Origin of the sequence: Streptomyces sp. NPDC001728 (genome assembly GCF_040297565.1) — a bacterium.
GTDB lineage: Bacteria > Actinomycetota > Actinomycetes > Streptomycetales > Streptomycetaceae > Streptomyces.
This window is the reverse complement of the sequence record NZ_JBEOZK010000002.1, coordinates 293177-304701: the sequence shown is the minus strand read 5'-3', so window position 1 is coordinate 304701 and position 11525 is coordinate 293177. Positions and strand designations below refer to the sequence as shown.

General features: G+C 70.5%; 11 protein-coding genes and 2 pseudogenes. 1 reads left to right on the top strand and 12 read right to left on the bottom strand.

Features of this window, described 5'->3' with window-relative positions; genetic code table 11:
- Window positions 1-153: 153 nt before the first annotated feature.
- Window positions 154-729, bottom strand: a complete 576-nt coding sequence (locus tag ABT154_RS04260; protein ID WP_351853159.1) for a DUF6542 domain-containing protein — start codon at window positions 727-729, stop codon at window positions 154-156.
- Between the two features lie 377 nt (window positions 730-1106).
- Here ABT154_RS04260 and ychF point away from each other — a divergent pair, with 377 nt between their 5' ends.
- A complete protein-coding gene (ychF, locus tag ABT154_RS04255) occupies window positions 1107-2195 on the top strand; it encodes a redox-regulated ATPase YchF (RefSeq protein WP_317876838.1) in 1089 nt (362 codons plus the stop codon).
- 84 nt (window positions 2196-2279) lie between these two features.
- On the opposite strand, the gene ABT154_RS04250 is transcribed toward ychF, so the two are convergent.
- The 11 genes and pseudogenes from ABT154_RS04250 to ABT154_RS04205 form a co-directional block, all read right to left on the bottom strand.
- Window positions 2280-2543 carry a type II toxin-antitoxin system RelE family toxin gene (locus tag ABT154_RS04250; protein WP_328488703.1) on the bottom strand — a complete coding sequence of 88 codons (264 nt, stop codon included), beginning with the start codon at window positions 2541-2543 and terminating at the stop codon, window positions 2280-2282.
- Window positions 2536-2805: a type II toxin-antitoxin system Phd/YefM family antitoxin gene (locus tag ABT154_RS04245; protein ID WP_072483971.1), complete on the bottom strand. Its 270-nt coding sequence runs from the start codon at window positions 2803-2805 to the stop codon at window positions 2536-2538. The genes ABT154_RS04250 and ABT154_RS04245 overlap by 8 nt, the downstream gene beginning before the upstream one ends.
- Window positions 2806-3151: 346 nt before the next feature.
- A pseudogene (locus ABT154_RS33900) lies at window positions 3152-3399 on the bottom strand (IS630 family transposase); the annotation flags it as partial.
- Between the two features lie 135 nt (window positions 3400-3534).
- Window positions 3535-4071 (bottom strand): annotated as a pseudogene (locus tag ABT154_RS04240) (DUF6000 family protein).
- A 3-nt stretch (window positions 4072-4074) separates the two neighbouring features.
- The gene (locus ABT154_RS04235) at window positions 4075-4806 is read right to left on the bottom strand and encodes a HEAT repeat domain-containing protein (protein WP_351853156.1); all 732 of its coding nucleotides are present in this window, start codon (window positions 4804-4806) and stop codon (window positions 4075-4077) included.
- Window positions 4803-5036: a CPCC family cysteine-rich protein gene (locus ABT154_RS04230; RefSeq protein ID WP_351853153.1), complete on the bottom strand. Its 234-nt coding sequence runs from the start codon at window positions 5034-5036 to the stop codon at window positions 4803-4805. Before ABT154_RS04230 ends, ABT154_RS04235 begins: the two co-directional genes overlap by 4 nt.
- 441 nt (window positions 5037-5477) lie before the next feature.
- Window positions 5478-6668: a hypothetical protein gene (locus ABT154_RS04225; protein ID WP_351852586.1), complete on the bottom strand. Its 1191-nt coding sequence runs from the start codon at window positions 6666-6668 to the stop codon at window positions 5478-5480.
- Window positions 6665-8614 (bottom strand): hypothetical protein, encoded by a 1950-nt coding sequence (locus ABT154_RS04220; protein WP_351852584.1) that lies wholly within the window; start codon window positions 8612-8614, stop codon window positions 6665-6667. Before ABT154_RS04220 ends, ABT154_RS04225 begins: the two co-directional genes overlap by 4 nt.
- A gap of 41 nt (window positions 8615-8655) precedes the next feature.
- A complete protein-coding gene (locus tag ABT154_RS04215; RefSeq protein WP_351852581.1) occupies window positions 8656-9447 on the bottom strand; it encodes a toll/interleukin-1 receptor domain-containing protein in 792 nt (263 codons plus the stop codon).
- A 280-nt stretch (window positions 9448-9727) separates the two neighbouring features.
- Window positions 9728-10981 (bottom strand): helix-turn-helix domain-containing protein, encoded by a 1254-nt coding sequence (locus ABT154_RS04210; protein WP_351853150.1) that lies wholly within the window; start codon window positions 10979-10981, stop codon window positions 9728-9730.
- Between the two features lie 328 nt (window positions 10982-11309).
- Window positions 11310-11486 carry a hypothetical protein gene (locus ABT154_RS04205; protein ID WP_351852578.1) on the bottom strand — a complete coding sequence of 59 codons (177 nt, stop codon included), beginning with the start codon at window positions 11484-11486 and terminating at the stop codon, window positions 11310-11312.
- Window positions 11487-11525 lie beyond the last annotated feature (39 nt).

Here is an 11525-nt window from a genome sequence, read left to right as displayed (position 1 = left end):
CTCTCCGTCGACCGGCGGGCGGCCTGACGGCGTGGGTGCGCGACTCTCCGTCGACCGGCGGGCGGCCTGACGGCGTGGGTTCCCGACTCTCCGTCGACCGGCGGGCGGCCTGACGGCGTGGGTTCCCGACTCTCCGTCGGCCTGGCCGCCTGGTCAGGCGACGGGGCGGCGGCGAGGGGCCCGGCCCCGGGCGGGACCCGCGCCGGGATCGCCCTTACCGGCGCCGGAGGCATCTGTGGATGCGCCACCGGCGGCCCCCGTACCACCGCCCCCCGTACCACCGCCGCCCCCCGCTCCACCCGACCCGCTCGTGGGCCGGGTGCGGGGCGGCTGGCGCCGTCCCATCTCCCGGACCTTCCGTACGCTCGCGATGACGCCGGCGACGAGGGTGCCGCCGTACAGCCACCCGGCGTGTACGGCGAGGGCGGTGACGACGGCCATGGCCTGGCCGCCGAAGCCGCCGGTGCCGCCCGCGATGGGGATGACGCCGACGGCGAAGGCGATGGGGACGCCGATGGGGGCGGTGACGAGGTCGGCGGTACGGACCCAGAACGCGGTGAGGGCGCTGACGGGCAGGAAGAGCAGCCCGTAGACGACGGGGGAGCCGTCGAAGAGCAGCAGGTCGAGCAGGCCGAGGACCAGCATGACGGCGGCGGCGAAGAGCCCGGCGCCGAGCCCGGTGAGACGGGGCGAGGGCAGACGCCGCAGGGCGAGGACGAAGGGCGGCACGGACCGGGAGCCGGGCGCTCGGGCACCGGCCGGGCCGACGGCCCCGGGGGCACCGGCGCGCTCGACGCGGGCGCCGCCGGGACCGCGCCGGGTCCGGCCGGTCACCCGGTACACGGCCGCGCCCTCCACGAGCGCGGCCGGCGGTGCGACCGGCGGCGTGGCGGGGGTTTGCGGCCGTCGGCGGCCTTGCGGCTGACTTGTCCTGTGCTGCTCCACCCCACCAACGTAGGTCGGGAGGGGCCGGGAACCGGGTCCGGGACACGCCCTTTGGGTGACCTTGCCCCCGAGAACGACCGAAGGTGGGCGTCACTGGCTGGTTCGGCCCGCCCGTAAACTGGGGGATCGGCCCCCCGTCCACACTTCAGGAAGTCGCCACCGTGTCGCTCACGATCGGAATCGTCGGTCTGCCGAATGTCGGCAAGTCGACCCTGTTCAACGCCCTGACCAAGAACGACGTGCTGGCGGCCAACTACCCGTTCGCCACGATCGAGCCGAACGTCGGCGTCGTCGGCGTCCCGGACGCCCGCCTGACGAAGCTGGCGGAGATCTTCGGCTCGCAGCGCATCCTCCCGGCGACGGTCGACTTCGTCGACATCGCGGGCATCGTGCGCGGTGCGAGCGAGGGCGAGGGCCTCGGCAACAAGTTCCTCGCGAACATCCGCGAGTCGGACGCGATCTGCCAGGTCATCCGCGCCTTCAAGGACGAGAACGTCGTGCACGTCGACGGCAAGGTCTCGCCGAAGGACGACATCGAGACGATCAACACGGAGCTGATCCTCGCGGACCTCCAGACGATCGAGAAGGTCCTGCCGCGCCTCCAGAAGGAGATGCGGATCAAGAAGGACACGGCGCCGAAGGTGGCCGCGGTCGAGGCCGCCCAGGCGATCCTGGAGAAGGGCGACACCCTCTTCTCGCAGGGCATCGTGCAGGGCTCGGAGAAGGCGGAGCTGCTCCACGACCTCCACCTCCTCACGATGAAGCCCTTCCTCTACGTGTTCAACGTGGACGAGGACGAGCTGACGGACGACGCGTTCAAGGCGGAGCAGAGCGCGCTGGTCGCCCCGGCGGAGGCGATCTTCCTCAACGCGAAGCTGGAGCAGGACCTCGCCGAGCTGGACGAGGAGGACGCCATGGAGCTCCTCCAGTCGGTCGGCGCCGAGGAGCCGGGCCTGGCGACCCTCGCCCGCGTCGGCTTCGCGACCCTGGGCCTCCAGACCTACCTGACGGCCGGCCCGAAGGAATCCCGCGCCTGGACGATCAAGCAGGGCGCGACGGCCCCGGAGGCGGCCGGCGTGATCCACACCGACTTCCAGAAGGGCTTCATCAAGGCGGAGGTCATCTCCTTCGCGGACCTGGTCGCCACGGGCTCAGTAGCCGAAGCCCGCGCCGCCGGCAAGGCCCGCATGGAGGGCAAGGAATACGTCATGCAGGACGGCGACGTGGTGGAGTTCCGCTTCAACGTCTGATCGCGTATCCAGAGGTGGCCTGACCTGCGAGGATGCAGGTCAGGCCCTTCTGCTGTCCGCAGCAGTCCGCAGGGCCGGGAGCAGCTACGTGTCGTAGACCGTGGAGCGGTGTCCGACGTGTACGACCCACACCACCAGCTCCCCGTTGTCGATCGTGTAGACGACGCGATAGTCGCCGACCCGTAGGCGGCGGCGCTCAGGCTGGGATACGAGTGCGGTGGTGTTGAAGCCGAAGGGGTCGCTCTCCAGCTCTGTCAATTTGGCCAGGATGCGAAGCGCCATGTCACGCGGGATCTTGCGCAGCTCGACCTGGGCCTCGGGCCGGAACACCGTGCGGTAGTCACTCACTGCGTGCCAGCGTCTCCCTCATCACGTCCTCGATCGGGACGCCGGCGGCCGGGCTCGCCATGCGCTCATCGATGATGCGGTTGATCTCGCGCTCTTCCCACTCCTGGTACTTGCGCAGCACCTCGATCGAGACCACGGCGGCGACCTGCTTGCCGCGACGGGTGATGACGGTGGGCATGTCGTCGCGGTCGGCCCGTTCGACGACTTCGGCCAAGTGGGCGCGTACGTCGCGGATGGACTCTATGGGCAGCGGCTGAGTCATGCCCCAAGGGTACCGAGTGTGCCATGTGTACACAATCTGGGTTGCGTGCACCGGTTGGGATGAGCCGCCGATTGGGTGGCTGATTCCGGGACAGAGATCCGGGAGTAGTTCCTTCTCTTACCTCTTGCCATTCGTGAGGTCGCAGGGGTGATCGTGTTGGCGCCGCTGTACGCGTCAATCTGAGTGTGGCCGCGGTGTGTGTCGGCGGGGGCGATCGAGGTGGTCGCGAGGGCGGGGCGTTGTGCCGGTGACCCATACTCGGCGCGTAGCAGCGCGCTGCACGCTGAGGTGCGGAACCTGCCCTTCGGGGCGTGACATGAACTGGATTGTGTGCGCCCGAGACCAGGCCGGTGCCGACGAGCCAGTCGTCGATGACCTCCGGTCGGCACTGCAGCATCGTGGTCTTGCGCTTCACGGCGCGAGTGATCTGGCTGAGGCCGGCGGCGGCGCGGTTGCCGATGTCGCGCTTGATCAGCGACCAGATACCTACTTGAGGGTTCAGGTCGCGTAAGCAGGCAGCTGGAAGACCGTGAGCCGGCCCGCGTTTGCTTCGCTGCACTCCCGCATGGGCTTGGGCAGGTGCAAGTGGACGTGGCGTACGCGGACTTCACGTAGCGGCAGTCGGGCGGCTGAGGCTACGGCCGAGTCCAGCCGTTGGCGAAGTCGCAGTGGAGGTCCGTCCAGCGGTGCTGCTGAGCAGCGGTGTAGGCGGGGTGTCGCGGAGGTGGGTCAGGGCGTTGATCCACTGGTCCCAGAGGCCGTCGGGCTGGGTGAAGCGGTCGGCGTGGTGGGTGCGAGGTGGGCGTCGAGGCGGAGGAGGGCGCCGAGGGCTGCGGGCCGGTCGTAGTGGAGGTCGGTGCGGGGGAGGTAGTGGTCGAGGTAGGTGGTGAGGATCTCGGCGTCGGCGTGTGTGCCGAAGGGGGCCAGGGCGAAGCAGTAGGCGCTGCCGGAGTAGCAGACCTCGCTGGCCAGGAGCAGGTCGCCGATGCGTTCGCGGAACGTGACGCGTCGGCCTACGCCGATCAGCCAGGCGGCGGTGAAGCGTGAGCGCCACTCTTAGCCGAGGAGGGCCTCCAGCTCGGCATCGGTGATCGTGGCCGCGTCGTCGATGAGGTGTCGGGCGAAGAGTTCGGCGTGTGGCCACCCGGGTTGCAGGACGCGACCGCTCTTCAGGTCGCGGTAGCGCGGCCGGTCCGAGTCCTTTCTCGTCACGTAACGCTCGATCACATGGCCGTAGCCGATCTCCTCGGGGAGCTGGAACGGCATCGATCACCTCTCCGGGTGCAGGTCGGAACGGCCGATCCAGGTGGGGGCGACGAAGATGTCGTCGTCGGCGGGGGCTTCGGAGGCTTCCAGTAGGGACCAGGTGCGGGACTCCTCGACCAGGTGCTCCCAGGGCGCGGTCCAGTCGAGTTCCCGGTCCAGGCCGGGGCCGGAGGCGCCGTACGTGCGGTCGGCGTCCACCCGCCAGAACTGGGAGTAGAGGATCACTTGGGCGTGGTCGGCCAGGTCATTGATGATCTCGGCGAAGTGGGCCGAGGGCCAGCCCGGGGCGTCGTCCTCAGCGGTGGCTCGTAGGCGCGCGGTGAGCGGTGGGACGACGGGGGTGCGGGCGCCGAGTTCGGTCAGGGCCCAGCGGATGCCGACGGACTCGGTCCAGTCCGGTGGGGTCGCCCGTTCCAGGCAGGCGCGGTAGGCGCGGCGCAGGGGCTCGATGGCGCCGTCGACCTCCAGGCTCGCCAGGGCCATGGCCGCCCATTCGCGGACGGTCGGGTTGTCGCTGTCCAGCAGGCCGATGAGAGCGGGGCCGCAACGGGGATCGCCCACCTCCTCGAAGACCTCAATGGCGGTCAGCTGACCGAAGCTGCCGAGGGAAGGCAGGCCGTTGATGACGGCGGGTATGGCATCGGCGCCGATCCAGATCAGCTCCGCGCGGGCGTCGTAGGACGCGTCGGCCTTGCCGTCGAGCTGCTGGACGAGTGTCTCGATGCGGGAGGTCATGACGCGGAGTGGTCCCGGCGCCAGAAAGTGGGGAGCCACCAGCAGAGCACCAAGAGGTCTTCGGGCCACGGGGCGCGGTCCTCGACTACCCAGTCCTCGAAGGAGTCGTGTGTCAGATCGATGGGGCGCCAGGCAGGGGCGAGTGACTCGTCCTCGGCCGGCGGGCGGACGAGCCGGCGGCCGTGCTCGTCGCAGGCGCCGAAGTCCTGGTAGTTCCGCTGGGCCTCGATCAGGGAGGACCTTGTTCGCGCCGCCTCCCATGGTCGGCCAGCGGAACTGGACCCCGTCGTCCTCCCAGAAGCAGACGGGGCAGATCTCGTACGAGCCGGGCATCGCGTCCAGCACGCGGTGCCCGCAGCACGGGCAGGGGTAGGAGTCGCACACCTGCGCAGTTTCGTTGCCGGTCCTACCCGTGTGCCATGGGTTTCTCAGCCTCGGGCCCCCCGGCCAGTCCGCAGCCAGTCCGCACGACACCCGTAAACGGCCGTCGGGAGCCAACGCATGCCAACCAAGAAATCCCAGGTCAGAGCCCTGGAAGGGGCTCCGCCGCAGGTCAGGATCAGCTCCCAGACATTCCGCTTCAACGTGTAAGACGCGCGGTCAGACGCGTGATGTGCCCACGGGGCCCGGTTCTTCGGAGTCGGGTCCCGTGGGCGTACCTGCTTGCCTGATCAGCTTCTGTCCTCGTTGTGTGCGTGGGGCACCGTGGGTCGGTGCGGTTGGTGGGTGGGTTCCCAGAAGTGCTGCGACGTCGTGTCGTCTTCGTCCGTATCGGTGTCCGAGGCCTCGTACTCGCCGGGGCCGGCGCCCTGGTCGGGCGACGGGAGGAGGTTCCGTCTGATCTCGTCGGCGGCCTCGTACAGCTCGGCCATCTCCAGGCTCATCACGACGCGGTTCACGAGCACCGTGTACTCGTCCATGTCCGGCTTCACGCCCACCGCCGCCAGCAACAGAACCAGCCGATCGGCGGCCCCGACCTCCGCCTCGCGGTCGAACGGCCCTGCTGCCGGGCCGGGGTCGCCCCACTGAGGGCCGCCGACGGTCGCTTCGTTCCGCGCGCCCGCGGGTGCGACGAGCAGGTGACGGAAGAGTTCGGGCACCTCCTCGTCGTTGGCGGCTGCGGCGATCTGGGCGAGCGGTCCGATCATGTCGACCGCCTTCTCGATCTCGTTCTCGTGCCGGGCCAGCCACCAGACCACCGCACTGCCCGCGCTCTGGAGAACGTCGTCACCGAGGTAGCGCCGCTTGTTGCGCTCGTGGTGGCGCTCGTACTCCCAGATCTCCTCGTCCTTGCGCAGGTCACTCAGCTTCCGCAGGCGATCGCGGTCGGCGGGGGCAAGCGTCAGCGTCGCATCGGCTGCCAGGGCCATCACCCGTCCGCTCCGGTCCGGGAGCGGGACGCTCAGCTCGCCCTCCAGGAGGAACCGCGCGGAGCTCGCCTGGCCCGGCTGCTCGCGACGGACGATCTCCTGGGCCCTGCCGACGACCGCGGACGCGGCGAGGACCGGGGAGGCGCCGTCGGACCGGCCGGTGTCGTCGGGGACGGGCCGCCACCACACGGTGGCGGAGAAGAGGAAGTCGTAGCCGTCCACGGCGCTCGGCAGCGCCGCGTCGATCACCCGTGTCTCCTGGTACGGCTGCTCGGTGGGCGCCGCGGGCGGCTCGGGCTCCCCGGGTCCGTAAGGATCGGCCTGCGGGTGGCCACTGCCGAGGAACGCCAGCACCAGTAGCAGTGAGCCCGAGGCCGCACCCATGGACATGAAGCCCCACAGCCACGCCGACCAGTTCAGGAGGTTGCCGAGCACAGCTGGTGCGAGGCCGCAGAGAGCGACGAGCAGCAGGCTGGGAAAGCGGAGTCTCATGGTGCCTCTTCCGTGGTCCGTGGTCCGTTGCCCGCACGCTGCGTACGGTCGGCGCGGGCGTACTGCGCCTGGTCGATGTGCTGCCACAGTCGGGCCGCGACGGCCGTCCGGACCGGGTCGCGCGCCGCGCCCGCCCAGTCGCAGGCGATGGCGTAGAGGCGGTGGAGGGCGATCGTGCGGCCGCGTGTCGCTCCGACCATCAGGTCCAGTGCCATCTCCCGCGTACGGTCGTCTGCCGCGGTGTCGAGCCAGCTCTTCACCAGGACGTCCCAGAGCTTCGTGGGCGGCTGGGAGAACACCGCCTCCCAGCCCAGGAACAGGTCCGGCCACCGTGGCGGGTCCGGTACCCGGTCGCTCCTCAGCAGCTCGGTGAGGAGTCGGAGAGGAGGCTCGGCCGCGCGGGACTCCCGGCGTGCCGGGCCCCGTAGCCGGTCGACCAGCAACCGGTAGAGCCGGCGGTCGTCGCCGACGAGTCCGAAGAGCGCCTCCCCGGCCGCGCGGGCCGCTTCCCCTTCCCGTACGGCGAGGTGCCGCAGCCGCACCACGGCCTGATCGGGGTGGGTCGAGGAGAGACTCCGGACGCACGCGGCGGTCAGGGCGCGGACGACGCCGTCCGACAAGGAGGCGGAGTTCACGCAGTCGTACATCCGTCTGCGGAACCAGGCCCCGAACCCCTCGTGGCTGAGGCCGAGTTCGAGCGCCGCTACGGCTCGGGCTTCTCCGGACGTCCCGGTCGCGCCGTCCGCCCACCGGACCGCGAGGTCGAAGAGGTGGTCGGGCCGCCCGGTGGCGAGCGCGTGCTCGCCGAAGCGAACGACGATGTTCACCCGGTCCTCGGTGGTCAGACCGGGGAGCCCGGCGGCCATGCCGATCCATTCCGTGAGCTTCTCGCGCAGTCCGGGGAAGTTGGCCCAGAAGTACGTGCGTACCGCGTCGGCGTAGGCCAGTTGCTCGAAGCGGAGCCGCCCTTCCGGGTCCCGCTCGATCCCGAGGGCTCTCAACCGCTGCCCGAAATCCATCCGCTCGAGGTCGGTGCTCGCCTCTTCCTCGTGCCCCACCGTCTTCAGCAGCCCGCGCCACGCCTCGTGGACGGTGTCGGCGTGCGCCTCCTCGAACACGGCAGCCGCGAGCAGCAGGGCCCGCTCGGGCGCGGTGCGGGCCGTGTTCACGCGCTCGCCGACCTCGGTGGCACGGTCCGTCACCGCGTGCAGGGCCTGGTCGAGCCAGCTCGTGAAGTCGGAGCCGAACCGGCGGCTGTCGCGAGCGGTCCTCACCAGGCCCGCCAGCCGGGCCAGTTCCCGTATGGGGGAGCGGTCGTACAGGAGCTGGAGTTCGGGGCGCCGCAGGTCCTCGGGGACGAAAGGCATCAGGTCCATCCGGAGGCACCGGGTGATGACGGCGATGCCCCGGGGGCGTTCCAGCTTCACCGTGTACGGTGCGAGCTCCGGCGGATGGGCGTGCGCCAGGCCCGAGGGCAGGACGACGACCATGTGGGCCCCGGCCTCATGGACCTGTGACCGGAGCCCGGCCAAGCGGCGCTGGGCCTCGGTGTACGCCTCCTCGTCGGTGATCCGGGAGAGGTCGAGGAGGAAGCGGTCACCCGCACCGGGGGGAGCGGGTTCCTCGTCCCCGTCCTTGGGCTTGCCGGGGGGAAGCTCCTCGAACCGGATGGCTTCCTCATCGGTTTCGCCGTCCTCGCCGAGCTGGTGGAGCAGCATGATCGCCGCGGCGCGACGGCCGGTGCCGGGCTGGGCGTCGAGCAGCACCACCGAGCCGGGTTTCTCCAGGCGGTCGGCGGCGACGCGGTAGTTCCCCGGCGAGGCGAACCGATCGGCCAGATGAATCCGGTCCTCACGGACGATCCGCAGGGACTCCGCACTTCTGCGGCTCCTCCAGGCGACGCCGGCGCCGTAGAAGACGTACTGGGGCCCCGGGCCGTTGTTCACCGGGCCACGCGCATCGTTGACGGTGACGCGGTCCGACCCGGTCACCGTCCGTCGTCCGAGGGCCCGTGCTCGCGTCCGAAGCGCTGGTGGACCGTGCTGTTGTTGTCGCCCGCGGTGAACTGGACGCCGGTGTTGTCGCCCTCGAAGTGGGGGGCGTTGTACTGGGGCCCCGAACCGGTGTTCACCGGCCCCTGCGGCTCGTTGACGAACGTGCCGAGGTCGCCGTTGAGGTTTCCGATGCCGCCGCGCACGCGTTGCTCGACGTCGCGCGTCCGCATCCTGGTGTGCCCCGCGTTCTTGGCCGACCCCTTGCGGGACTTCGGCTCAGACCTGTCCCGCGCCGCGTGGGCGTCGCGGTCCACCTCGCGCAGCTCGGGCAGCTGCCGGGCCAGGGCGTCGCCGAGCACCGCCAGGTCCGCGTCGCTGTTGCGGTGGTCGAAGCGCTTGTACTGGCAGTCCGCCAGCTCACGTAGGTCTTCCGGGAGGACGACGCGGTCGATCCGCGTGGCCTTTCCGACGAGCACGGGGATGACCAGGATTCCGCGGTCGAGCGCGGTCCGGATCTCGCGGCGGGTCCAGTCCTGCTCGGCTTCGAGGGCGGGGCGACCGTCGGGCCCCAGCACCTTCCCCCAGCGCGGGCCGATCACCGCGATGAGCGCGTCGCACTTCTCCACCGCCCCGTCCAGTGCGGCCGGGTAGCGGTGTCCGAGCTCGATCGAATTGCTGGCGAAGAAGACGCGCTCGCGGCCGAACCGCCGGAGGAGCTCCCGGGCGATCAGGGTCGCGGCGGATTCCTCGTCGCCTGTGCGGTAGTTGATGAAGACGTCGGACATGGCCGATTCCCTTCGTGAGAGGAACGGGGGACGGAGAGGGGGCGTGACCTCGTGGCGGCATGGCGCAGCCATCGGAGGCGTACGGAGGAAGGTGCGCCGCCCGGCGGTTCACCGGTCGCGGGCAGCCCGAAGGAAGCAAGGGGTGCTCGGCGTGAGGTGTCGGGCGGGGATCAGAAGGTCCCCGGGTCCGGCCGGACCGGGACCGGGACCAGGGATCCGGCGAGCCGGGCGGCTCGAGCCGGTGTCGGTCGTGCAGCGGCTGTCAGCTGTGGAGCGGCTGTCAGTCGTGCGCGGGAGCGAGTACGCGTGCCAGCGCGGGCTGCAGTTCGCGTACGGCGCGGCTGCTCCGGAACCGGGAGAGTTCCCGCGAGAGACGGCGGACGTCGCTGTTCACCGTCGCCGAAGGAACGGCCGGCATGACGCCGAGCAGCTCCGCGGCGATCGTGCACGCGTGCTCGACCTCTCCGGAAGCGGCATGGGCCAGGGACCTGCGGAAGCCGTACCGCGCGCGGGTGCGCAGCGCGTGCGTCGGGATACGGCGGTACTCCCGGTCGAGTACCTCGGCGGCGGCCTTGGGGCGGCCGAGATCGTGCAGGCACCAGCCGGTCGACATCGCTGCCGGATCGCTCACATGGGAGGTGCCGATCACGGGCTCCGTGCCGTTGCGGGCGTCGTCGCCGGCGAGCAGCTCCCGCGCCCTGTCGAGGCTGCGGAGGCAGTCGACTTCGTTGCCGACGAGCGCGTGCCCCTGTGCCTCCCGTTGGGCCGCGAGTCCCCGGATGCGCGGCGGGAGTTCGCTGCTCTGGGCACGGCGGGCCAGGGCGACGGTGCCGGCGGCGTCCCCGTCGTACATCGTGACCAGGGCGCGTCGCACCAGTGCGTAGGAACCGAGGTACGGGTCACCGCCGGCGCGCGCCAGTTCGGCGGCCTCGCCCGTCCAGCCGAGTGCCGCGTCACTGTCCCCGGCCTCCTGGGCCATCCAGCCGGTGAACTCCGCGAACCGGGAGGCGAGCAGGAGTGCGGGGGGCCGGGAGGTGGACCGGGCGTCGGCTGCCAGCCCGGCGACCATGCGGGTCTGCGTCTCCAGCAGGGGCAGCAGGACCTTGGGCGCGGTGGACTGGCCGAGCTTCCGCAGCTGGTCGAACTGCAATCGGAAGGAGAACAGGAGGGGATCGTCGGGGGAGGGCACCGCCTGGCCGCCGAGTTTCAGGCCGAGGTCGATCAGCGCTCCCGTACCTGCCGAGAGGACCGCCCGGCGCGCGATGAGCCAGCGGCTCGGACCGGTGGGGGAATCTGCGGTGCCTGATTCCGAGTTTGTCTCGGCACGGGTGACCAGGCGCTGTAACTCGCCGTCCGCACCGAGGAAGGCGTCGCACCGGCGGGCCAGTTCGGGCGACGCGGAACGCTCCCCGCGCTCGACCTTGCTGAGGTGCCCCTTGTCGTAGTTGAGCGCCACGGAGAACTCGGTCAGGGTCAGCCCCGCCTCCACTCGTAAACGGCGAAGTTCCGGGCCAAAACGTAACGTCGTGCTCATCATCAACCTCCCCTTGAACAGTGACCGCGAGAGCCGTCCGCCCTCACGGGAGCCGTCATCCGGCGATCACAGGGCGACGCACCACCCGACCGTGAACACCCACTGTGACGACATCGTTTCGCTTCGCATCCAAGAGTGAGTCTGGCACGGCGCACGGGTGGAGAATCGGGGTTCGACGGTGTTGCCCGTTGCCTCTTCGATCCTCCGTTGTTCCCCGTCCGTTTCTCGGAGTGACCGGGAGTGACCACGATCGGGACAAAGTGATCGCGAACGGCAGGATCGTGGCTTCGTCGTCGGCGAGATGACGGGCGAAGCGGTCGGCGTGTGGCTACCCCAGCTCGCCGTGGGCGGGAGGGTAGGTCTGCAGGTCGGTACGGTCGATCCAGGTGGGGGCGACGAAGATGTCGTCGTCGGCGGGGGCTTCGGAGGCTTCCAGTAGGGACCAGGTGCGGGACTCCTCGACCAGGTGCTCCCAGGGCGCGGTCCAGTCGAGTTCCCGGTCCAAGGCCGGTGCTGGGGATTCCGTAGGTGCGGCTGGCGTCCA

Coding starts and splice junctions, on each gene's coding strand:
- ABT154_RS04235 (WP_351853156.1), bottom strand. CDS start 4,806: ATGACCTCCCGCATCGAGACACTCGTCCAGCAGCTCGACGGCAAGGCC.
- ABT154_RS04225 (WP_351852586.1), bottom strand. CDS start 6,668: ATGAGACTCCGCTTTCCCAGCCTGCTGCTCGTCGCTCTCTGCGGCCTC.
- ABT154_RS04210 (WP_351853150.1), bottom strand. CDS start 10,981: ATGAGCACGACGTTACGTTTTGGCCCGGAACTTCGCCGTTTACGAGTG.
- ABT154_RS04215 (WP_351852581.1), bottom strand. CDS start 9,447: ATGTCCGACGTCTTCATCAACTACCGCACAGGCGACGAGGAATCCGCC.
- ABT154_RS04245 (WP_072483971.1), bottom strand. CDS start 2,805: ATGACTCAGCCGCTGCCCATAGAGTCCATCCGCGACGTACGCGCCCAC.